We start from the raw sequence: 21,927 nt of genomic DNA on the forward strand, positions 1-21,927 counted from the left end.
TCAGTGTGCGCTAATTTTGCGGGAACTAGTCTATCCAGGCAAAATAATGCGGGATCAGCCCAGCGCTTCAGGCTGGACGTCCACCGGCTGCTTTTTGGTTCTGCCGACCTTCAAGAACAATACCAGCCCTAACAGCACCAGCGCTCCGCCTGCGGCTTGCAGCGAATTCATCGACTCATTCAGCAGGAGAAAAGCCAGCAGACTCGCTCCAACCGGCTCTCCGAGAACGCTCATCGACACGGTGGAGGCAGTCGCATACTTCATCAGCCAATTGAATAACAGATGACCGAATACCGTGGGCACGACGGCCAACAAGGCGAATATCCCCCACTCGCGAGCGGAATACCCGGTCAGCGGAATCTGCATGCCCACGTTATATACCGCCAATACGGCAGCAGCTACCGCAAAAACCAGCCAGCTGTACAGGAATGACGGCAGCCTTCTGAGCAACAGTTGTCCGAGCAGCATATGGACGGCCACCGCGGCCGTCCCCAGCAAAGACATGATATCGCCGGTCAGATGTCCCTTGCTCCCGCTGAAGCCGCTGCTGCCAATGAGAAGGAACACGCCGAGAAAGGCGATGGCCATACCTCCTATGGCCGCCAGCGACGTTTTCTCCTTAAACCAGATGTAGGCGCCGATCATGACGAATACCGGCTGAAGGGCCAGGATGATCGTAGAACTGGCTACGCTAGTCCACTTCAGGGAGCCCATCCACAACAAAAAGTGCAGGGCCAGCATCGCACCGGACAGAATCAGCAGAAGCACTTCGGAGCGCTTCAGCGATCGGATAACGGGCATGTACTTTCCCGCGAACGGCAGCATGATCAGAAACGTGATCACCAATCGGTACATGGCCTGAATGGAAACGGGACTGCCGGACCATTTTACGAAAATCGATGAAAAGGATATGGCTATAATCCCTATAAATAACGGGATAAAAACGGGAATCGGTGCTCGGTTCGAATTCATGATGGTTAAATGATTCACCTTTCGTGTTATATTAGAGATTGATTTTAAAATTAAACTTTCGGTAAAGGATAATCGGCATGAAAAAGAAAGACCTACGCAATCAAATGACGCCTCCTAAATTTCTGGCGATCGGTTTCGCATCGATCACACTGATCGGAACTTTTCTGCTTAAGCTCCCTATCGCTACCGCCGACGGGACTTCGACTCCGCTGGTAGATGCTCTCTTCACGGCAGTGTCAGCCATCAGCGTGACGGGGTTAACCGTCGTGGATACGGGCACCCACTGGTCGATGTTTGGACAAATTGTCATGCTTATGCTGGTTCAGCTTGGCGGCTTGGGGTTTATGACCTCGGCTACCTGGATTGCATTGATGTTCAACCGCAGAATCTCGCTCCGGGAGCGGATGATCCTTCAGGAAGCGATGGGACAATACCAAATACAAGGCATCGTGGATCTCATCCGAAGAGTGCTGGTCTACACGCTGATCATAGAAGGCGCGGGCGCCTTGCTGCTGACGCTCAGGTTCTCTGCCATCATGCCGCTTTCCGATGCGGCATACTTCGGCATATTCCAGAGCATCTCCATCTTCAACAATGCAGGCTTTGATCTCTTTGGCCAAATTCACGGCCCCTTCTCAGGGTTTGCCACCTATGTAGCGGATCCTTTTGTCAATATCATCGTGATGTTCCTGATTTTCCTTGGAGGCATCGGCTTCATCGTTATCTTTGATCTCATCGAGTATCCGAAATGCAAAAAGCTTTCGCTTCATTCCAAGGTTGTCTTGACGGTGACGTCCCTGTTAATCGTGATCGGGGCCGTCATGATCTTTATCCTGGAGCACAGCAATCCCAAAACCTTGGGGCCTCTTTCGTATCCGGTAAAGATCATGGCTTCCATATTCCAATCGATCACTCCCCGTTCGGGAGGCGTCAGCACCCTGGACATTGCGAGTCTGGAGCAATCGTCCCAGTTCTTCATGATTCTCCTGATGTTCATCGGGGCAGCCCCCGGATCGACCGGAGGCGGCATCAAGGTGACTACCTTTGCCGTGCTGATCGGTGCCGTGGTCACGATGATTCAGGGAAAACGCGATGTGGTGCTCTATCGCAACCGCATCTCCCAAGCCCTGGTTTACCGCTCCATCACGCTGACGATTCTATCGCTGCTGCTATTGGTAGGCGCCTCGATGTTCCTGTCCGTTACGGAATCAGGCGAATTCTTAAGGATTCTGTTCGAAGCCGTATCCGCCTTCGGCACGGCCGGGTTATCCATGGGTCTGACCACCGAGCTCTCCGGGGTTGGCAAGGTTACCATTGCCATGCTCATGTTCCTCGGCCGGCTGGGGCCGCTAACGCTTGCCTACGCGCTTAGCCGCAAGAATAACAAGGAGCTGTACCGCCATCCCGAAGGACGAATCACAATAGGATAAGCTATCCGGCCCGCTCATTGCCGCATGTAAACAAACCGTACGCCTCCATCTAAGAGAGGTGTACGGTTTGTTTCTTAAATACGTTTCTTTAGTCCGCCTCTGATGCCCCGAATTCGCTGGCATCAATGGCTGCATCCAGCAAATCGTCAAACAGCTCGTCATCGTTTTCGATCCGTTCGTCTATCTGGAGAAACTGCTCCTCGATTCCCGGCTCGCCGGCAAAGTTCAGACTGTAATCCCAATCCCGGCCGTTCTTGCTCAGGAAGGTGATCTCGTAGGATGAGGCATGTCCATCTATAGAAAATACGGTATATCCCACGAATTGATCGGCATTATCCCGCTTCATATCCGCACGCTCGATTCGGACTTGTGACACGTTTTCACGCTCCTTCGTTACGTTGTAAAGCACTCACAAGACTCAGTATATCACTTTTCTTGATCGCTGATTATGGTTTTTCTTATACAGCTCGATCTAGTATAATATGGGGTGTTACATTATTAATTGCATTGGAGGGTTCCAAATGTCCGATTTCAATACATACCTGGACAAATATGCCGAGTTGGCCGTAAAGGTTGGAGTCAACATACAGGAAGGGCAAACGCTGGTGGTCCATGCTCCTGTCGATTCCGCCGAGTTTACCCGCTTGATCGCTAAGAAGGCATACGAAGCGGGGGCCCGCCTCGTTAAGATCCTGTGGACCGACGAAACGATAACAAGGCTTCAATTCGAAAAAGCTGCGGATGACGTGTTTACCGAAGCGCCAAAATGGTATGCCGGAGAAATGACGGAGCTGGTCGAGAACGGGGCAGCCGTTCTGCACGTGCTGGCCGAGAACCCCGATCTGCTCAGCGGCATCGATTCCGAGCGCATCGGAAACTTCTACAAGGCGCGCGGCGAAGCATTGAAGCAATACCGTGCCTATCAGCAGTCCGACAAGTTCAGCTGGTGCCTGGTCGCAGTTCCTTCGGCTGCGTGGGCCGCAAAGGTATTCCCGGATGTTCCGGAATCCGAGCAGGTCGGCAAATTGTGGGATGCGATTTTCCACACCGTACGTGTGGACCAGGAGAACCCGGTAGAGGCCTGGAACCAACATCTCGAAGTGCTTGAAGCCAAATCCTCCGTGCTGAACGCCAAGAAATACAAGAAGCTCCACTATGTTGCGCCTGGAACCGATCTTACCATCGAGCTGCCGGAAGGGCACATTTGGGCACAAGGCGACAGCATCAACGAACGAGGACACTCCTTCGTGGCTAACATGCCGACTGAGGAAGTCTTTACCGCTCCGCTCAAAACAGGCGTCAACGGGACCGTACATAGTACGAAGCCATTAAGTTATGCCGGTAACATCATAAACAACTTCTCCCTTACTTTTGCAGAAGGCAAGGTGGTCAGCTTCACGGCGGAGCAAGGGTATGAGACTTTGGAGCGCCTCCTGAACATGGATGAAGGTGCACGTTACCTTGGTGAAGTGGCGCTTGTACCGCATCAATCCCCGATCTCGGAGTCGAACATCCTGTATTACAACACGTTGTTTGACGAGAATGCCTCCAACCACCTGGCGCTCGGCAGCGCTTATGCTTTCTGTCTCGAGGGCGGCAAGGACATGAATCAGGAGCAGCTGATTCAGAGCGGCCTCAATACGAGCGTAACCCATGTCGACTTCATGATCGGCTCCGGCGACATGGATATTTACGGCGTTACGGCAGATGGCAAGGAAGAACCCGTATTCCTGAAAGGAAACTGGGCATTTTAAGAATAAGTTGCAGCATTAAGCATCTATTTCTCGCGAAGTAGCTGCTTTCTTTTAACTTTTTCGGACTTTAATTGACCCGAGGTTGATTTACAAACTTAAAAATTGTGCGATAATCTAAACAACGCTTGAAGTTGCTATGAGGCAGCATATAAGAAATGGAGGGTCTGTCATGTCCAGCTTTGAACAAAAATTGGAACGCTATGCGGAGCTAGCAGTTAAGGTCGGCGCCAACGTGCAGCCGGGACAAACGCTGGTGGTTAACGCCATGATTGATGCGGCGCCGCTGGTGCGTCTGATCGTGAAGAAAGCCTACGAAACGGGTGCCAAGCAAGTGAAAGTGAATTACAGTGACGAAATCGTGAATCGGATTCGGTACGATCTGGCGCCCGACGAAGTTTTTTTGGAACCGCCTACTTATTACGCAGAGGAAGTAACCGAACTTGCCGAACAAGGAGCCGCTTTCTTGACGATCCTCTCCTCGAACCCCGACCTGTTAAAAGGAGTCGATCCCGAGCGTATATCCAATTATCAACGTACATATGGCGCAGCCATGTCGAAATACCGGCAATACCAGCAGGCCGACAAAATGAGCTGGACCGGCATAGCGTACGCTTCCCCTGATTGGGCCGCCAAGGTGTTTCCTGACGTTCCTGCCGGCCAACAGGTGGACAAAATGTGGGACGCGATTTTCCGCGCGGTTCGCGCGGACCTGGAAGATCCTATTGGGGCGTGGGAGGAGCATATCCATACCCTTCAACGCAAATCGGATGAACTCAATGCCAAGAAATATCACAAGCTCCGGTTCACTTCACCTGGAACGGATCTGACAATCGAGCTGCCGGAGGGTCATATATGGGCCCAGGCGGGCAGCCACAACGAAAAAGGCGAGCGCTTCGTTGCCAACATCCCGACGGAGGAAGTGTTCACCGCCCCTCTCAAAACCGGCGTCAACGGCACCGTACGCAGCACGAAGCCTTTGAGCTACGGCGGCAACATCATCGACAATTTCTCGATTACGTTCGAGAACGGGCGCATCGTCGATTTTTCCGCCGAACAAGGCCAGGATACTTTAACCCGACTGATCTCCATGGACGAAGGGTCGCATTATCTGGGCGAGGTGGCTCTTGTCCCCCACCGCTCCCCGATCTCGGAAAGCGGCATCCTGTATTACAACACGCTGTTTGATGAAAATGCCTCCTGTCACCTGGCCATCGGGAGCGCATATGCCTTCAACCTTGAAGGCGGCAAGACCATGACGTCCGAACAGCTCCAGGCAAGCGGCCTGAACACCAGCATTACCCACGTCGACTTCATGATGGGCTCCAAGGAGCTTCAGATTACGGGAATCACGCATGATGGCAAGGAAGAGCCGGTCTTCATCGATGGTAACTGGGCATAATCGCCATATTTGCCGTTACCATGACTAGCAACCCAGCATTCGATTAAGAACGATCGACAGGGCAGCCTGATTCTCAGAGGCTGTCCTGTTTTTATCTGGTCCATCCCCGCCCTTTCTCTTGCCGAGTCAATCCCAGATTCGATTAATACCCATTGATGGCCGAGCATATGATGAAGAGATGGGCGCAGCTCATTGGCTTGCTGATAACAGAGGCGAAAAGCGGGCCCAATACCATGAATTCAATAGGATAAGCCGGGATGCCTCCGGTCTCCAGAGTCGGCTGTTACTAGAATTTGTAGGGCTTTTTTACCCGATATGTTGTAAAATGATGAGAGAAATAGGATGGTTACACCAGAGAGGGGATTATCGCGTGTCCAACCGATTACAGCTCCTCCTTGCAGCAGATTTCGCTGATCTGAGCGAACCTATTCAGGAAGAAATCTATTATGAATTTTATGACCTCGTTTATGGGCAAATACTGTATGTCGTACGGGATCATGCTGCTGTTGAGGATATCATTCAGGAGTCCTTTATCAAAGTGATCACAAGCAAGCCGAAGTTCGAAACGGAAAGCAAGATGCGGGGCTGGCTCCGTGTCGTCGCGAAAAACTCAACCATGAATTATTTAAGAAAAAATAAAAAATACCGTAACCAGGTGGATGTCGATAGTGTTTTTATTAATGAAGAGGACGTGGTAGTTTCTTCCACGAACGTCGAACACCAGGTGGAATCGAATTTGCTGGAGGAATCGATCGGGCAGTACCTCGACCAGTTGAAGCCTGAATACAAGCTATTGATTGAGTATCGTTGGAAGCACAGCCTGACCTACAGGGAAATCGCGGAGCTGCTGAATACTCGCGAAGAGATCGTGAAGCAGCGTTTGTTCCGGGCCAGGGAATCCGTTAAGAAAATGCTGTATAGAGAGTGGGGTGAATTGGATGAGCAACGAAAAATACGATGATTGGTTTGACGAGGCCTTTGATGAAGCCTTTGATCGTGCAGCTTCACGTTCCTCACTCCCTACGGACAACGAATCCAAGCGACAATCCTGGCAGCAAGTCAAGCTGCAGGTCGAGAAACTTAACAATCGGAAACAGCGACGCCGCAGATTTCAGTTGGCCGGTATTATCGCAGCTTCCATGGCATTCGGGGCATTCGTGTTCTCCCAGCCTACCGTCACGCAAGCCGTATCGCCGATTTATCAGCAAATCGTGGATTGGGGCAATGGCATAACGGGCCAGATATTCGGCAAGAAAGAGCCCGTCGATCCCAGCAAGGCCCTTACTGCGCCTCCGCCGGATATAAGCCCTGTCCCAGATAACGCCGATCAAGTACCGCCCGCTGAATTGGTGGAAACCGAAGACGTTCCCTTTACGGATTCCGACGAATCCTTAATCGAATCGCAAAAGCGCGTATTATTCAAGATCCCTGAAATCGGCTATATTCCGCCTGGCTTTGAGTTCTATGAGGCGACGGGAATCGCGGAAAGCGAGAGCGCGCCGATCCTGGATCTTCATCTTCACTACAAGAATGCGGATGAAAAGGTATTCTACATCGATTTAATCGACATGACGGCAGAACGGTCCATCGGCCTTGGAGGAAAGGTTACCGAGACGCTGAAGCTGAAATCCGGAGCCGTAGCCTACCTGACTGAAACCAACCTCCGCTTTTTGCATGACAATGACAAAATATTGGTGAATATTAGCGGATTGTTCTCTAGAGAAGAATTCATTAAAATCGCCAACAGCATACACTAGAACCATACCTGCACACACAAAGAAGGACACTTGCATAAAGTGTCCTTCTTTGTGATAACCTATTGAAATTACTGTTCTACTAATATCGAGTTCGTATAATAAGTGCCTTCCTCATATGTACCGTTCTCATTAATCCAATGAATGGTTTTGCCACGGTAATAGTAGCCTGCCTGAACGTTGAAATTTTTGGTGCCGTTAAGCGAAAGCTTGTTGGTTCCGTTTTCATATGCACTGCCAGCATCCACCCAAGCCGACCCTGTCCAGCGCTGTAGAACATAATTAATGCCGATGCTGTCTACGGCTTGTCCAGCGCCCGTAAATCCGTTGATGCTCACTTGGGTGCCGCTTGCCTTGCTAATCGTAGAATAGTAGTTGATCAAATATTTATTCGCTAAGAGGCTGATGGAAGAATTCAAATTCATTTCAACCGGAGGCGGAGTCGTCAAAGCACCGGGTGCAATGTCTGCAGCGGAGTCCGCGTAAGCCCCTCCTGCCAAGGATAAACTTAATAAAACACTGACTGCAAGTGCTGAAGCTATACGTTTTGGACTGCGTACTTTCGACATAATATCACCTTTCTTTCAATATGATAGGAACATCCATATTTTAACACGTCGTGTTAGCGTAAAAGTTTCTATTTTTTCACGGTTTGATATAATTTTCGAAACTTTTCTGCAAATAAAAAGAAGCAGCGACATTTAATGTCGCTGCTTCTTCTAATATCCAGTTTACGCGCCCGCTTCTTCCTGTATCAGCTGCTGCTCTTGCCTGATCAGGCGTATCCGGGAGATGCGTTTATTCTCCGTCTCCTCAATCACAAAGCGACAGTCTTCGTATATAACAGACTGGCCTTTGTGCGGAAGCAGCACCTCAAGTCGCGCAGACAGCCATCCACCGATGGTATCGTAATCTTCTGTATCCACATTCAGACCAAATTGGTCATTGATTTCATCGATCAGCATCAATCCATCAATGGAGTATTCATCCTCCCCCACCTTTTCAATGCCTGGACGCTCTTCGTCAAACTCGTCTTGAATTTCACCGACGATTTCTTCCATAATATCCTCCAGGGTCACGAGTCCCGAGGTCCCGCCGTATTCATCGATAAGAATGGCGATTTGCGTCTTGCTCCGCTGCATTCTTCGCAGCAGTTCGCTGATCTTGATTGACTCAGGAACAGCAATGATCGGGCGAATCAGGGAAAGCTGGTCGCCAACGAAGCCGCGCATCAGATCTTTAATGTGAATAAAGCCAATGATATGATCCTTGTCTTCGTCGCAGATCGGATAACGGGTTCGCATGCCCTCGCTTGCAATCTTCAGATTTTCTTCCAATGAAAGATTGTTGTATAAGCAGATCATTTCTGTACGGGGGATCATGATCTCCCTTGCCGTTGTATCGGCAAATTCAAAAATGTTGTCTACCAGTGTCATCTCCGTGCTATCCATCAATCCGCTCTCGCTGCTCTCTTTCATCATATCCCGCAGTTCTTCCTCGGTATGGACATTGCGTTCAACCACCGGCTTCATCCGGAATATGCGAAGAACGTTATTGGAAAGCCCATTGGCAAACCAGATAAACGGGAACATGATGGTGTAAAATACCCGCAGCGGGCCTGCGGACAGCAGCGTGATTTGTTCCGCCTTGCGTACGGCCACCGTCTTAGGCGCTAATGCACCGAATACGATATGCATAAGTGCGATCAAGATGAAGGCTAATACCAAGGACACCGCATGAACGGCTGTGTTGCTCCATCCTATTCCGTTGAACCAAGGCGTAATCATGGCGGAAATCGTTCTCTCGCCGATCCAGCCAAGGCCGATGGACACGATGGTAATCCCAAACTGGCAAGCGGATATATATCCGTCCAGGTTCTTCAGTATGTTCTGCGCAAATTGTGCACGTCTATGTCCTTCTTCAACCAAAGCGTCAATCCGGCTGCTCTTCACTTTAACAAAAGCCAATTCAGCCGATACAAAAAATCCGTTTAATAGGACGAGAATCAATACCAAGGTTAAACTTATCAAACTCGGTAAGGGGTCACTCAATCGATCTCCTACCCGCCATACAGCATGCTATGACGAATAGGAACACCTCCTTCGGTTATTAAAAATGTGTGGTGCCATCAAGCATAACAGCGTGTTCGGACTACGCATCAACTTCCCAATGGTCTCATCTCCTTGTCTTATTCCGACTTATTCAAGCTATATAAGTAATTATATAGTACTACGATACACAGTCAAACGTTGTCTTATGACATTAATCATCGTTGTTATGAGCTTTAATTTGATTCTCAGCCGTTAACACTCGTTTTCCGATGAATTGAACGATTCTATGAATAAACATTCATAATGTTAAAATAATACAATGCGGCCGCGCGGAGTGTCGTTAGAAAAACGCATGCCATTGAATATTCTGCCAAGGCCAAATGAAATAACCTCCGTTTCACATCGGTGTAAACGAAGGTTATTGGGGCATTCGCAAAAATAGATTTATCTTGCCGTTGGAGGCGGATTGCCGATCACGCCCGGATATTGGTAATTGAGCGGCTCGTCAAACACGACATAGTCCAGGTTCACCATCAGCAGGATGATCCGGCGCCCTGTCGTCCGTTCGCTGATGACGATATGATCGCGACCGGCGGCTTCGATAATGCCCGTGAACACCTTGGCATTCCATTGCGAATTGTTTTCATACGTCATGTAAAACGTTGCCTGCTTCCCAAGGTTCAATCGAAGGATATTCTCCACGTAAGATTGTTCGAATTGCGGCGGTGCCGGAACAACGGTGCCTCCCGGCGTCATTGGACTTCCGCTGGGCACCTGCGGTGGAACGTTTGCCGTGTAACCAGCGGTCCCGCGGTTCGGCACTCCCGGATAACGGACTCCATTCATGAAGTTCACAGGCGGCACACCTTGATTGTACATAAGTAATTTCCTCCTTTAATTTATAACTCCCGCCTAAGCGGTTGTATAACATGAATCAAAAAACGGACGGGCAATCGGCATATGTCGGGGTGAAGAAGCAGTGTGCCTTGAATCGGCCTGTGTTCTGCTGATTGTACCAGGTTGCCGGGCAGTCCCCTGCCGGGCGGAAAAACCATAGCGCGTTGCTAGCCGGCCATATGCGTTCCCCATTAATGACCCTTTGGGCTAGCTGACGATCCCGATCCCTGGCCCGTTGATAAAAATAGCCTTTCTGTGTTGCTTCAAAACCACCCGGGCTCTGAAATACCATATCGTTCATGTTGCGGATGTTTCGAAAATCCAGGCAGTTACCCAGTATCCGGTTCACCCCGACATTCCCTACCATGAGCATGCCCTGCTCACCTTCGCCTTCTGCCTCTGCGCGGATCAATCTTGCCAGAAGATCCACATCATTCGAATTCGCTTTGATGACTGCCACAGAGTTCCCCTCGCTTCCTTAAGATCACTTTGTATCGTATGTGCATTCGCCCAGAAATGTGCCTGGATACGAAAAAAAAGTTCCTTACCGCGTCCGTCGCGGTAAAGAACTTTGGTCTCCTGCTATCATGCCTTACTTCGCTTTAGGATGGTTGTATACATAACGGAACGTATACTCCCCCGAGCCCGCTTGAATCACAACACCCGCTTCGCCATCGACTGCCGAATGGATCCCCTTCGCTTCGTTCAGAGGGACCGTGCTGCCTTCCTTAACGTTTGAAACGTCAAAAACACCAGGCAGGCAAATTTCAGCAGTCGTATTAGGCGGAATGCACACTTCCAGCTGAAACTCGCCATCATCTTCCATCCGCCAGCATGACCGGACGGTTCCATACATCGTATCGATTTTGCCTTCCGCCCATGTCAGGCCTTCGCCCGGTACAGGCGCAAACCGGATATGTTTATAACCCGGCGCATCCTCCACTGTCTGTATGCCGGCAACCGAACGATACAGCCATTCGCCGATGGCTCCGTATGCATAATGATTGAATGAATTCATGTCGCGGCTCCAGAAGCTGCCGTCTTCCTTGATGCCGTCCCAATGCTCCCATATCGTCGTGGCGCCTTTCGTCACCGGATACAGCCATGAAGGATAGTCCTGCTGCAGCAGAAGCTTATACGCCGCATCGTGCATGCCGTGCCGGCTTAACACATGATTAATATAAGGCGTGCCCACAAAACCGGTCGTTAAATGAAACCGGCTCTCCTCCAGCAATGCATAAAGACGATCCGCCGCGCGTTTTTCCGCCGCCTCATCCAGCAGCCCGAACATAAGCGCAAGCACGTGCGCGGTCTGCGTCGACGCCGCAAGCCTTCCGGACGGGGTCACGAATTCGTTACGGAATGCAGCGACAACCTTTTCTTTAAGCTCGGCATACAGGGCAGCATCTTGTTCTCGTCCCAATACGACCGCGGTTTTCCTAAGCAGTTCCACCGAATAACCATAAAACGCCGAAGCGATAAAGTCCCGTTCCGTAGCACCCACATAGTCCCCGGATTTCGCATCCAGTCCCAGCCAATCGCCGAAATGGAAGCCGGTATTCCACAGATATTCATGCTCCCCTTGAGCTTGAATGTAGGAGACCCAGCGCTTCATGCTCTCATATTGACGCTCCAATATCCGTCGATCGCCAAAATTGACGTACACCGTCCACGGGCAAATGACCGCTGCATCTCCCCATGCGGCCGAAGCATAGGCTTCATCGCCGAGCACATGCGGAACAACGAACGGAACCGCTCCGTCATCGCGCTGTTCCGCGGCCAGGTCCGACAGCCATTTCGTGAAGAAAGGCGCCACGTTGGCAAGATAGGCCGCCGTCCCGATGAACATCTGCGCATCGCCGGTCCAGCCAAGCCGCTCGTCACGCTGCGGGCAATCCGTGGGCACGTCGAGGAAATTCCCCTTCAGTCCCCATCGAATGTTGCTCTGCAATTGATTCACCATGGGATCCGAACATTGAAAAGTTCCGGTTTCTTCGAAATCCGAATGGAGCACGACCGCTTCGAAATGCCGGAGGTCCAGCTGCTCTTCCGTGAAACCGTCTAAACGAACATATCGGAAGCCTTGGAACGTAAAATGAGGTTCATGGATTTCGTTCCCTCCGCCTTTTAACGTGTATTGAATCGTTTGTTTAGCGGTTCGGAGATTCTCCGTATAAAAGTTACCTTCGGCATCCAGGATTTCCGCATGCTGCAGCGTCACCGTTGTGCCCTCCGCACCGGACACGCTAAATCGGACCCAGCCTACCAAATTCTGTCCGAAGTCGATGACGGTTTCACCTTTGGGCGTGGTCAGACATTCCACGGGCCGCACCGTTTGAACGGCTCTCACGGGCTCGTTGATCTGGGGCTTCAGCTTGTCGTAACCTTGGTCGATCGTTTCCACGCCATGCCAATCAACCGAGTTATAACCTGCCGAACTGAAGCCGTCCAGTTCGAGGCGCGCATCATAGGTTTCGCCATGGTATAGCTCCGACATGGCGATCGGGCCTTTGGCCGACTGCCAGCTTGAATCGGTTGCCAACACTTCTTCGCTGCCGTCAGCATACGTGATATGCAGCTCCAGCAGAAGCGCTAATCGATCTCCATAAATCGCGTGACGATCCTCCCAGCCCAGCTGTCCCTTGTACCAACCGTTACCGAGCCAAGCGCCGATCGCGTTTTGGCCAGATTTCAGCATCTCGGTCACGTCATAGGTCTGCGTCTGAATCGTATGATCGTAACTCGTCCAGCCTGGCGTGAAATAACAGTCTCCCACTCTCTGTCCGTTAAGCTCAAGTTCATAAAGGCCCAGCGCCGTGACATATATTCTTGCTTTCGTAATGGGCGACTTTAAGCTGAAGCTCTTGCGGAGCAGCGGGAGGTGACCGGCTTCAACAGGCAGCAAGGATCGTGGTGCAGATATCCATTGTCCGACCCATGGCTCCCCTTCCAGTTTTCCTGTCTCCCAGTAGGCCGTGTCGGACCATTCCGTCAATTCCCCGGCTTGGTTCCAGGCACGCACGCGATAGAAATAGCGCTTACATGATGTTACGCTCAGCCCCGTTAATTCCACGTGAACCGACTGCGACGAGGCTGTTTTCCCTGATGTCCAGCAGGGCTTGGCAAATTCCTTCTCGTTGGAAACCTCAATCTCATAAGCGGTTTGGCTGACGGCTCTTTCGTCCGAGGCCAACCTCCAACTGATGCGCGGCTTTCGCTCTCCGATACCTATCGGTTGATGAAGATATTCGCATCGTACATCCGTTACGCTGAACATGCTCATTCCTCCGTTCACTTCAAGAAGGCTGCTTCAACAATCCGTTTGAATTAGCCGCTTGGCTTGATATACGCTTTCATTTCTGTCCCTGTTTCAACTATTATTATAAGTGAACCTCCAAGCAGGATGATGGGGATAACGGACAATTCAATGTGGTAAAACGGACATCCATCCTCGATTTATGAAAAGGAGCAAAAAGGATGAAACGACCGATGGAAACCTATTACGGAGATTATTTTTTCCGGGATGACACCCTGATGTATGTAAATCGTAACGCGGAGAATTTTTCGGGGTCTTACCATAACCATGATTTTCTGGAAATAGCGTATATTGCTGAGGGAGAAGGCTTCCATCACATGGAGAACTCGGTGCAGCGGGTTCGCAAAGGTCATATGTTTTATATACCGCTCGGAATGCCTCACGTATTCCGGCCTACCTCTTCGAACGGGAAGCCGCTCATCGTGAACAATTGCATATTCTCCGTCAATCTCCTGCCGAAACTGATTGCCTTTGCTTCCGATTCGAGGACAGCCTCCTTATTGAAACAGATGGAAGACGGCTCGCTTGGGTACCGCGCCATTACGGATCGGCATGACCGTTTCGAGAAGCTGTTCGTCTCCCTCTATGAACAATATGCCATGCAGATCAGCGGCTCAGCCGTCTATTTGCACACGCTGCTGCTACAGCTGATCATTGAGTTCAGCCGGGCCATCGAGCATTCGCAGCCTATGACCTCGGAGCCTTCGCATCCCTCTTTTCATGATGTCCTTCAATACGTGGAGGGACAATACATGCATGAGCTCACGCTGACGCGTCTTGCGCAGATCAGCGGCTTCAGCGAACGCCATCTTCAGCGATTGTTCCGCAGATATACCGGCCAGAGCTGGCATCATTATCTGCAGACCGTACGCATTCGAATGAGCCGCGAGCTGCTGCGAACCACGACAGACAAAGTCAGTATGATCGCCGAAAAGGTCGGTTACAAGGACATGCATTCCTTCAACTCGGTATTCAAGCGAAGCACGGGACTCACGCCAGGTCAATATCGCTCCGAAACGCAGCATCATGGATAATTGACCGGATTCTCCAGCAAATATAAAAGCATGATGATCCTTATATAACTCGGATATCATGCTTTTGTACATGCACGATTAGTCGCTGACCCTTATCTGATATCCTGGATGCTAGCACGTTCCTATTCCCCCAGCTCTTTCTCCAGAAGCACTTCATCCTCCCGCTTATAACCTGATTTCTCATATGCTGCGATGGCTTGGCGATTATCATGACCCGTAAGCACCTTAACCGTGCTCACCCCGCGCGCTATCAATTGTTCCTCCAGAAAAACGAGCAGCATTCCTGCCAGCCCCTGCCTTCTTGCCCGCTCCTGAATGTACATTTCCGTTATCTCGCCGACAAGCTCCCGGTAACAAAAGGACTTAAATGATTGCGCGCAGGCAAATCCAACAGGATCATCGCCTAAATAAGCGATGGCCACGATCTCATCCGCTTGTTCCAAACTATATTTAATTTCCTCCAGCGGCATTCTAATCCCATTAAACTCCTCGTTTAATCGGTCCAGTACGGATGCATCCGTAGGAGATGCTAAGCGAATAAATTTCACTTTTTCCATATCATATTTCCCCCCAGTTCAAGATTTGGTCCATGTTCGATCTTCACCCCCAAGTATACCACCTTTATCCAGCCAACTATCATTGCTCCCATACCAAAAAAAGGCCCTGCTGATTAAACAGCAAGGACCTTTCACTTCAAACAAATTAAACGGCGGTAACCGAAAACATCAAGCCGCAATATATCAGCGCAACGGCGCCTAACCCGCTTAACAGCCCGGCGGCTGCTGCCCGGTTCCTGCGAAATACGTTCACGACATTCCAGAGGAGACCAAGCCCAAGGCACAGGCAGAGTATCCCGATCCAGCTCCACGTAAAGGCCAATTCACCGATCGTAAACCCGGGATGGAACCAGACAAACGTTGCTGCAGGGCCATATGACGCCAATGTATCCACGACCTCGTGCGGCGCCGGCTGCTGGTTCATGTAGCCGGTGACGATATAAATCAGCCCGATCAGGATTCCCTCGCTTCGTGCCCATGCCGCAGGTCGATAGCTTGTATCCCTGCGCAGCTTGCGCTTGACGAGATAACCGTTAACGAACGCGAACACCAGCAGCGGCAGAATGAGAATATGCTTGACCAGCAGGGCCTGACCGTAGGACAGCGTCCAGCTGTTTACGGGTTCCGGCGTCACGGCTGTCATCAGGAACAGACCCGATCCGATGACAAGGATGACGCAGGCGATGGCTAATGGATGGAACCATCGGAGAAACGCACTCCAGCGATCATGTTCCGTGCTGAACCATCCTGTAAGCAGCAGCGTTCCCGTCCATATGGCCATCGCCGTGAAATGGGCGAAGAAAGCAAGCTGTCCAACGCCATCGAACAGGGATGCAGCGTGGTTGAACGAAGACATGGCGACGGCAATGCCCAACAGAAGAGCGGGCATAAGCCAGCGTAAGGGAGAGCCGGGCTTCCGGCGGACGATCAGGGTCAGTACCGCCAATAGGATCGAAAGAACCAGTATCCAGGCATAACGCTCGCCCTCGCTGAATTTGAACATGATGCTGTTAAAGGACTGCCAGAATCCGATATCATCCTTGAAGAACATGATGATTTGCAGCAGCGGCACAAAGCCGAATAGGATGATGGCTGCCCCCGCCGCTGGGCCGAGCCAGGCCGGTACCGAAATGTCCGGCTTATAAGCCTTCGGTACCAGGGACAACACCGTGATCCCGGCCAGAATGGCGTATGCTAAATATAAAAACGGCTCGCTTAACCAATAATAAGACATTACTTTCTCTTCCGGGATGCTTTAATTCCAAAGTATCCTGCGACAACGGCCACGATGACGATAATCACGATCCACACGGTCGACCCGTTTCCTTCGGATGTGTCATTAGCCGGCGTATTCTCCGCCTGCTGATTCGTATCCGTCGACGGATCTGCGTTGTCTGCGGCTGTATCATCCGCCGTTGCTGTTTCATCCGGTGTACTTCCTGTATCCGCAGACGTTTCTTCGGTGTCGGCAGAAGTCTCCGGAGCAGCTTCCCCTTCCGGTGCATCGACTTCGAAAGCATACGTTCCGTCAACGGGATGTCCATCTCCGCCAACGATCTTCCATTCCACCGTGTAAGAACCGGATGGAAGCGGTGCTGCCAGCGTTCCAGCCATAGTGTTCTGGCTAACCTTGACTTCCGATACTTCAACCTCTTCGCCTTGCGCATTCTTCACCTTGAGGGTGCTTAAATTTTCATCGATATTTTCATTGAATGACAGATTGACTTCCTTCACGCTTTCCGTGATCTTGGCGTCTGCCGCGGGCGTACTGGATTCCAGCTTGGAATGCGCCCACGTTGCTGTCGGGAACACCAGTACAAGCAGCAGACCCAAGGTCAGCAGAACCGAAGTTTTCACATGTTTCAACATGCCTATCTCCTCCAAACCATTTATCTTAAATTTGAATCTTCCCCATCATAACAAAGACGTTCTCTCAATGCTAATGAGTATATTGTGAACAATGATCCTATCCTATTTTACACAAAAAAGGGAACGCCGCACAGATTGCGGCGTTCCCGTTATAGTTCACGGATCCGGTTCTACTATCCTCTCTCGTACCAATAGCCAGGTATCCCTTTGGTCAGTCGCAGCAAGGCCTCGAGATAATAATAATCCCCCCAGATCATGTAATCGTCCGGTCCCATCCCGCCTCTGACATAATAGGAACCATGCTTGATCAAGCCTTCCTCGGCAGCTTCACCGATAGTGGAATAACGGTTTACAAGGGAGATCATGGACTTCTCGACGGCGTCTGTCAATAGCCCTTTATTGCCATCTTCCTCTTCCAGGTGCTCCAAGATCTCCAGCATCCCGCATGCGGCGATGGCGGAAGCGGAACTGTCGCGAGGCGTACCCGCTTCGATCGGAACGTCAAAATCCCAATAGGCGACATGGTCTTCCGGCAAATGCTCGATAAAATAGCGGGCAGCTCGCACGGCGGTATCCAAATACTTGGGATCACGGGTATAACGGTAGGAAAGCGCAAATCCGTAGACGGCCCATGCTTGCCCGCGCGTCCAGGTGGAGCCGTCGTGATATCCTTGGTGCGTCCCACCGCCGATGGGCTTCCCGTCCGACGGCTGGAAGTAGAAGGTATGGTACGAAGAATCATCCCCTCGCATTAAATAACGGCGGCTCTTCTCCGCGTGCGCGACGGCCACGCGTTTGTAGCGTTCGTCGCCTGTTTGGTCATACGCCCAATACAGCAGCGGTATGTTCATCATGCAGTCGATGATAATGCGGCCGCCGTTCTTCTCGTCGCCCTTCCGGCCCCAGGCCTGAATATACTGGCCTTCTTCCCGCCAGCGCAGCATCAGATGGTCGGCTGCTTTTAGGGCCAGCTGTTTGCCCTCTTCATGTTCATCCACGATCCACGCGGCCAATGCGGAGGGCAGGTACAGAAATCCGATATCATGATGATCCAGATGCCGCTTCTCCTCCAGCCGCGCCTTGTAATCCTCCAATTGAGCGATTGCCGTATCCTTAAACAGCGGGTCCTTCGTATATTCATAACACAGCCAGATCATTCCGGTGTAGAATCCTTCAATCCAGTCATTGCTTTCTCCCCACTCGTATCGCTTCTCCGCCGTGATGTGAGGGAATTTCATCGGAAATAAACCGATGTTCCTCTTGGTCTTTTCAACCGCATCCATGATGGCCTGATCCCACATGGTTCACATACCTCCTATTCTTTGATGGCGCCGATCATGACGCCCTTCACGAAATATTTCTGCAAGAACGGATACAGAAACAAGATCGGCAGCGTCGCCACCATAATCGTCGCATACTTAATCGTTTCGCCAACCGGCATCCGATCTCCCCCTCCTACCGAGGTCATCATGCTGCTGGTATCGTTCTGGATCAGAATCTCGCGCAGGATCAACTGCAGCGGAAACAAGTCCCGGTCCCTTAGATAGATGAGGGCATCAAACCATTTATTCCAATGCCACACCCCGTAAAAGAGGACCATGACCGCAATGACCGGCAGCGATAACGGGATGATGATCCGGAACAGAATGGTCCAGTCGGTGGCTCCGTCGATCCGCGCGGATTCCTCGAGCGCATCGGGTACCCCTTGAAATGCCGTTCGCATAATAATCAAGTTCCATGTCGTCATGGCGCTTGGAATAATCAATGCCCAGTACGTATCAAGCAGACCCATATTTTTCACGAGCAGGTATTTCGGGATGAGCCCGCCGTCAAAAAACATCGTCATCACGATCAGCATCATGATGGCGCCTTTCCACATCACGTTTTTCCTGGATAAACCATAGGCTCCGAGAGCCGTCATGAGAATGTTCAGCGTCGTGCCGACGACTACATAAAATATCGTGTTGAGGTAACTTCGGATGATATTCGGGTTCTCGAATACCATACGATAGGAGTCCAGCGAGAAGCCCTTGGGCCACAGCAGGATGCCCCGGTGCTGAACGAATTCGGCTGGCGTGCTGATCGAAGCAAACAATACGTAGAGAAACGGATATAACGTTATGATCGATAACAAACACAATAGAATGACATTCGCAGAATCAAACAGGACTTCACTGACCGATCTAGTAGTTCGCATGAGATCCCCCTCTCTACCACAGCTTCGTATCGGTAAACCGCTTGCTGAGATAATTGGCTCCAATGAGCAGCGCAAAGTTAATCAAGGAATTGAACATGCCGACAGCGGCGCTGAAGCTGTAGCTTGCTTCCAGTATTCCCTTGCGGTAGACATAAGTCCCGATCACGTCTGCCGTCTCGTAGATGACCGGGTTGTACATAATCAGGATCTTCTCATCCTGCAGTGCCATAAAGGAACCGATCCGCAAGATAAGCAGAATGATCACGGTCGGCAGGATGCCAGGGAGCGTTATTTGAAGCATCTGCTTCCAGCGGCCAGCACCGTCCACTTTCGCCGCCTCATACAGGGACGGATCAATATTGGAAATCGCTGCCAGATAAATGATGGAGCCCCAGCCAATCCCCTGCCAGATGGCGGACGAGGTATAGATGGTGCGGAACCATTCCGGCAGCCGCATGAACGAAATCGGCTTGCCGCCGAAGTAGGTGATGATATGGTTGATCAGGCCGTCCACCGCCAAAAAATCAACCAGCATCCCGACAACAACGACAACGGAAATGAAATGCGGAATATACGTAATGGATTGTACGGTCCGCTTAAAGATCCGATGTCGCACCTCGTTCAGCATCAAGGCCAGCACGATGGAGGCGGGAAATACGAAGATAAGATCGTACGCGCCGAGGATAATGGTATTGGAAACGACCCGCTCAAAGAAAAATCCGTTAAAAAAATCGCTGAAATGTTGAAAGCCGACCCATGGGCTATTCCAGATGCCGAGCCCTGCGGAGAAGTTCTTGAACGCAATCTGCAGGCCGTATAACGGTCCGTAATGAAACACGGCATAAAACGCCACAACCGGCAGCAGCATCAGGTAGATCGTGGAATTCCGGCGAAAGTCCTTCGCTGCTCTTGCGCTGAAGCTCTCGGATTTGCTCTGTATCGTCATGCGTTTTGTTTCTTCCTTTAGCTGCACCGTATGCCCTCCTCTGTGAAAAATAACCCGCATGAAGAAGGATACGGCTCGCCCGTTTTCTCCCTCTTCATGCGCTTCTACAACTTACCGGCTGTTAAAACGGTCCAGCGCAGACTGCTGAATCTGAAGGGCTTCTTCAATGCCCATTCCTTGCACCGTTTGGACAAATTGATCAAAGCCGCTGATCGGCTCCACGCCCATAATGAATTTGTTGACCATCTCTTCGTAATACGTATTAATATCGTTCATGATCGAGGCATAACGCGTGCTCTCTTCTGCCGTCGGCGAAATAATCGGCATTAAACGGTCGTTCTCCGCCTTCATCCATGTCTCAATGGCCGCTTTTTGCTGAGGAAGCGCGGAATACTGCTCGACGTAACGGCGATCCTGAACGAAAGGTCCCGAATAACTGGCCAGGTTGTATTTCGACAACGCCTGGGTGATCGACAGCCCATCTGGATTCTTCATCACTTCGTCGGTATAGGTCGGGTACCCGTCCTTCATCTCGTAGCTGACTCCCTCAACCCCGAAATTAAACAGCATGTGCCCTTCTTCCCCATATTTGTAATCGAGCCATTTCACCGTTTCCGCCGGGAATTTGTTCGCTTTCGTCACAGCCGCCCCAAATCCGTTGAACGGCGAATCCTTCTGTCCAAGAAGCGGCGTGTCCCCCTTCTTTAGCACAACGTTGGGAGCGCCCACCAGACTGACATCCGGATTGCTTTTTAACATGAGTTCGGAATAGCGGCCGAGGCTGCTGCCCATGTATCCGGAGAAGGCACCCACTTGATTGTTGGTCACTTTGGCATCTTTGAGCGTCCCGTCCGTTGCCGCATAATCCTGATCGATCAGGCCTTCGGCATACCATTTGCTCATCGTCTCCAAATAAGATTTGAATTCCGGTTGGATGGGGCCGTACTGTACCTTCCCGTCCACCTGATAAAATCCTGTCGTAATTCCCCACGCGCCGACAAATGCATGGTTAATGCCCGTCATATCCATATCAAGCAGGAGCGGGATTTCATCCGCCTGGCCGTTCCCGTTGGGATCCTGGGTCTTGATCGCTTTTAATACTTCATACCACTCGTCAATCGTTTCCGGCACTTGCAGGTTGAGCTGATCCAGCCAGTCCTGGCGGATGATAAGGCCGTTAAAGGTCAGCAGATACTCGTCTCCGCGGATGAACGGGAATACGTAAATGTTTCCGCCATCCGTCGTTATCAGCTTTTTGTATTCCGGGTGTTCGTTCAGCAGTTTCGATAGGTTCGGAGCATGCTCTTCAATCAGCTCATTCAGGCGAATGATCGAACCGTCCGATATCGCTTTATCCGGCCCTCCGGATACGTTGGCCCAGCCATACTCCACGACATCCGGCAAGTTGCCCGACGAGACCATAATGTTGAAGGCGTCTGCCTCTTGCCCTGCCGGCGGATGCTGGAACTCAACCTTGGTCCCTGTCAATTTCTCCATTTCCTGATAGGCGGCAATGCCGTTCATATCCTGCATCGTTGCCGATGCGTTGGCATTCAGCGATACCCAGTAGGTCAGCTGGCCGGGATACCCCGTTTCTCCGCCTGAGGCAACGCCCGTTCCTTCCTTGCCTTTGTCGCCGGCAGGCTCCTCGGCTCCCGAGCCTTTTCCGCTGCACCCGGCAATCATAGCCACAATCAGCATGAAGATGGCCAGTCTCGTCATACGTTTCCGGTTTGTTTTCAAATCACGAC

Annotated in this window: 20 protein-coding genes; 6 read left to right on the plus strand and 14 right to left on the minus strand. The window is 51.1% G+C overall.

Translation table 11 applies throughout. From position 1 onward, the window contains the following. Positions 1 to 54 precede the first annotated feature (54 nt). On the minus strand, positions 55 to 972 hold the full coding sequence (locus JNUCC32_RS12745; RefSeq protein WP_192572295.1) for a DMT family transporter: 918 nt from the start codon (positions 970 to 972) through the stop codon (positions 55 to 57). 77 nt (positions 973 to 1,049) lie between these two features. Between JNUCC32_RS12745 and JNUCC32_RS12750 the strand changes: the two genes are divergently transcribed. Beyond that, positions 1,050 to 2,402, plus strand: a complete 1,353-nt coding sequence (locus JNUCC32_RS12750; RefSeq protein ID WP_192572296.1) for a TrkH family potassium uptake protein — start codon at positions 1,050 to 1,052, stop codon at positions 2,400 to 2,402. Positions 2,403 to 2,490: 88 nt separating this feature from the next. Here JNUCC32_RS12750 and JNUCC32_RS12755 read toward each other — a convergent pair whose 3' ends face one another. Further along, positions 2,491 to 2,778 carry a hypothetical protein gene (locus JNUCC32_RS12755; protein ID WP_192572297.1) on the minus strand — a complete coding sequence of 96 codons (288 nt, stop codon included), beginning with the start codon at positions 2,776 to 2,778 and terminating at the stop codon, positions 2,491 to 2,493. 145 nt (positions 2,779 to 2,923) lie between these two features. Between JNUCC32_RS12755 and JNUCC32_RS12760 the strand changes: the two genes are divergently transcribed. The 4 genes from JNUCC32_RS12760 (at position 2,924) to JNUCC32_RS12775 (ending at position 7,312) form a co-directional block, all read left to right on the plus strand. Then, positions 2,924 to 4,156, plus strand: coding sequence for an aminopeptidase (locus JNUCC32_RS12760; protein ID WP_036665303.1), 1,233 nt, complete (start codon positions 2,924 to 2,926; stop codon positions 4,154 to 4,156). Between the two features lie 169 nt (positions 4,157 to 4,325). Further along, entirely contained in the window at positions 4,326 to 5,555 is a 1,230-nt protein-coding gene (locus tag JNUCC32_RS12765; protein WP_192572298.1) for an aminopeptidase, read from the plus strand. Between the two features lie 370 nt (positions 5,556 to 5,925). Then, positions 5,926 to 6,516: an RNA polymerase sigma factor gene (locus JNUCC32_RS12770; RefSeq protein ID WP_036665307.1), complete on the plus strand. Its 591-nt coding sequence runs from the start codon at positions 5,926 to 5,928 to the stop codon at positions 6,514 to 6,516. Continuing rightward, positions 6,494 to 7,312, plus strand: coding sequence for a DUF4367 domain-containing protein (locus JNUCC32_RS12775; RefSeq protein WP_192572299.1), 819 nt, complete (start codon positions 6,494 to 6,496; stop codon positions 7,310 to 7,312). Before JNUCC32_RS12770 ends, JNUCC32_RS12775 begins: the two co-directional genes overlap by 23 nt. Before the next feature lie 68 nt (positions 7,313 to 7,380). Here JNUCC32_RS12775 and JNUCC32_RS12780 read toward each other — a convergent pair whose 3' ends face one another. From JNUCC32_RS12780 to JNUCC32_RS12800, 5 genes are all read right to left on the minus strand, one after another. Further along, positions 7,381 to 7,878, minus strand: a complete 498-nt coding sequence (locus tag JNUCC32_RS12780; RefSeq protein ID WP_192572300.1) for a hypothetical protein — start codon at positions 7,876 to 7,878, stop codon at positions 7,381 to 7,383. A 162-nt stretch (positions 7,879 to 8,040) separates the two neighbouring features. Then, a complete protein-coding gene (locus tag JNUCC32_RS12785; RefSeq protein WP_192572301.1) occupies positions 8,041 to 9,360 on the minus strand; it encodes a hemolysin family protein in 1,320 nt (439 codons plus the stop codon). A gap of 444 nt (positions 9,361 to 9,804) precedes the next feature. Then, positions 9,805 to 10,206: a spore coat protein GerQ gene (gerQ, locus tag JNUCC32_RS12790; protein ID WP_374705876.1), complete on the minus strand. Its 402-nt coding sequence runs from the start codon at positions 10,204 to 10,206 to the stop codon at positions 9,805 to 9,807. A gap of 88 nt (positions 10,207 to 10,294) precedes the next feature. Then, the gene (locus JNUCC32_RS12795) at positions 10,295 to 10,717 is read right to left on the minus strand and encodes a cell wall hydrolase (RefSeq protein WP_009589484.1); all 423 of its coding nucleotides are present in this window, start codon (positions 10,715 to 10,717) and stop codon (positions 10,295 to 10,297) included. Positions 10,718 to 10,849: 132 nt separating this feature from the next. After that, positions 10,850 to 13,534, minus strand: a complete 2,685-nt coding sequence (locus JNUCC32_RS12800; RefSeq protein WP_192572302.1) for a glycoside hydrolase family 78 protein — start codon at positions 13,532 to 13,534, stop codon at positions 10,850 to 10,852. Positions 13,535 to 13,734: 200 nt separating this feature from the next. Between JNUCC32_RS12800 and JNUCC32_RS12805 the strand changes: the two genes are divergently transcribed. Next, the gene (locus tag JNUCC32_RS12805) at positions 13,735 to 14,607 is read left to right on the plus strand and encodes an AraC family transcriptional regulator (RefSeq protein ID WP_192572303.1); all 873 of its coding nucleotides are present in this window, start codon (positions 13,735 to 13,737) and stop codon (positions 14,605 to 14,607) included. 122 nt (positions 14,608 to 14,729) lie between these two features. Here JNUCC32_RS12805 and JNUCC32_RS12810 read toward each other — a convergent pair whose 3' ends face one another. The 7 genes from JNUCC32_RS12810 to JNUCC32_RS12840 form a co-directional block, all read right to left on the minus strand. Then, positions 14,730 to 15,164 carry a GNAT family N-acetyltransferase gene (locus JNUCC32_RS12810; RefSeq protein WP_192572304.1) on the minus strand — a complete coding sequence of 145 codons (435 nt, stop codon included), beginning with the start codon at positions 15,162 to 15,164 and terminating at the stop codon, positions 14,730 to 14,732. 145 nt (positions 15,165 to 15,309) lie between these two features. Then, the gene (locus tag JNUCC32_RS12815) at positions 15,310 to 16,398 is read right to left on the minus strand and encodes a copper resistance D family protein (protein WP_192572305.1); all 1,089 of its coding nucleotides are present in this window, start codon (positions 16,396 to 16,398) and stop codon (positions 15,310 to 15,312) included. After that, on the minus strand, positions 16,398 to 17,033 hold the full coding sequence (locus tag JNUCC32_RS12820) for a copper resistance CopC family protein (protein WP_192572306.1): 636 nt from the start codon (positions 17,031 to 17,033) through the stop codon (positions 16,398 to 16,400). Before JNUCC32_RS12820 ends, JNUCC32_RS12815 begins: the two co-directional genes overlap by 1 nt. 173 nt (positions 17,034 to 17,206) lie before the next feature. Next, the gene (locus tag JNUCC32_RS12825) at positions 17,207 to 18,334 is read right to left on the minus strand and encodes a glycoside hydrolase family 88 protein (RefSeq protein ID WP_192572307.1); all 1,128 of its coding nucleotides are present in this window, start codon (positions 18,332 to 18,334) and stop codon (positions 17,207 to 17,209) included. Between the two features lie 14 nt (positions 18,335 to 18,348). Beyond that, on the minus strand, positions 18,349 to 19,230 hold the full coding sequence (locus JNUCC32_RS12830) for a carbohydrate ABC transporter permease (protein ID WP_036665327.1): 882 nt from the start codon (positions 19,228 to 19,230) through the stop codon (positions 18,349 to 18,351). 13 nt (positions 19,231 to 19,243) lie between these two features. Then, a complete protein-coding gene (locus tag JNUCC32_RS12835; RefSeq protein WP_009589453.1) occupies positions 19,244 to 20,203 on the minus strand; it encodes an ABC transporter permease in 960 nt (319 codons plus the stop codon). Positions 20,204 to 20,287: 84 nt separating this feature from the next. Beyond that, positions 20,288 to 21,919, minus strand: coding sequence for an extracellular solute-binding protein (locus tag JNUCC32_RS12840; protein ID WP_192572308.1), 1,632 nt, complete (start codon positions 21,917 to 21,919; stop codon positions 20,288 to 20,290). Positions 21,920 to 21,927: the final 8 nt, after the last annotated feature.

Origin of the sequence: Paenibacillus sp. JNUCC32, assembly GCF_014863545.1 — a bacterium.
Taxonomy (GTDB): domain Bacteria; phylum Bacillota; class Bacilli; order Paenibacillales; family Paenibacillaceae; genus Paenibacillus_AQ; species Paenibacillus_AQ lautus_A.

What these genes read in the sequence shown, in the direction of transcription:
- JNUCC32_RS12760 (WP_036665303.1), top strand. Translation starts at nt 2,924, where the DNA reads ATGTCCGATTTCAATACATACCTGGACAAATATGCCGAGTTGGCCGTA.
- JNUCC32_RS12765 (WP_192572298.1), top strand. Translation starts at nt 4,326, where the DNA reads ATGTCCAGCTTTGAACAAAAATTGGAACGCTATGCGGAGCTAGCAGTT.
- JNUCC32_RS12780 (WP_192572300.1), bottom strand. Translation starts at nt 7,878, where the DNA reads ATGTCGAAAGTACGCAGTCCAAAACGTATAGCTTCAGCACTTGCAGTC.
- JNUCC32_RS12775 (WP_192572299.1), top strand. Translation starts at nt 6,494, where the DNA reads ATGAGCAACGAAAAATACGATGATTGGTTTGACGAGGCCTTTGATGAA.
- JNUCC32_RS12825 (WP_192572307.1), bottom strand. Translation starts at nt 18,334, where the DNA reads ATGTGGGATCAGGCCATCATGGATGCGGTTGAAAAGACCAAGAGGAAC.
- JNUCC32_RS12820 (WP_192572306.1), bottom strand. Translation starts at nt 17,033, where the DNA reads ATGTTGAAACATGTGAAAACTTCGGTTCTGCTGACCTTGGGTCTGCTG.
- JNUCC32_RS12750 (WP_192572296.1), top strand. Translation starts at nt 1,050, where the DNA reads ATGAAAAAGAAAGACCTACGCAATCAAATGACGCCTCCTAAATTTCTG.
- JNUCC32_RS12815 (WP_192572305.1), bottom strand. Translation starts at nt 16,398, where the DNA reads ATGTCTTATTATTGGTTAAGCGAGCCGTTTTTATATTTAGCATACGCC.
- JNUCC32_RS12805 (WP_192572303.1), top strand. Translation starts at nt 13,735, where the DNA reads ATGAAACGACCGATGGAAACCTATTACGGAGATTATTTTTTCCGGGAT.
- JNUCC32_RS12800 (WP_192572302.1), bottom strand. Translation starts at nt 13,534, where the DNA reads ATGTTCAGCGTAACGGATGTACGATGCGAATATCTTCATCAACCGATA.
- gerQ (WP_374705876.1), bottom strand. Translation starts at nt 10,206, where the DNA reads ATGAATGGAGTCCGTTATCCGGGAGTGCCGAACCGCGGGACCGCTGGT.
- JNUCC32_RS12745 (WP_192572295.1), bottom strand. Translation starts at nt 972, where the DNA reads ATGAATTCGAACCGAGCACCGATTCCCGTTTTTATCCCGTTATTTATA.
- JNUCC32_RS12830 (WP_036665327.1), bottom strand. Translation starts at nt 19,230, where the DNA reads ATGCGAACTACTAGATCGGTCAGTGAAGTCCTGTTTGATTCTGCGAAT.
- JNUCC32_RS12810 (WP_192572304.1), bottom strand. Translation starts at nt 15,164, where the DNA reads ATGGAAAAAGTGAAATTTATTCGCTTAGCATCTCCTACGGATGCATCC.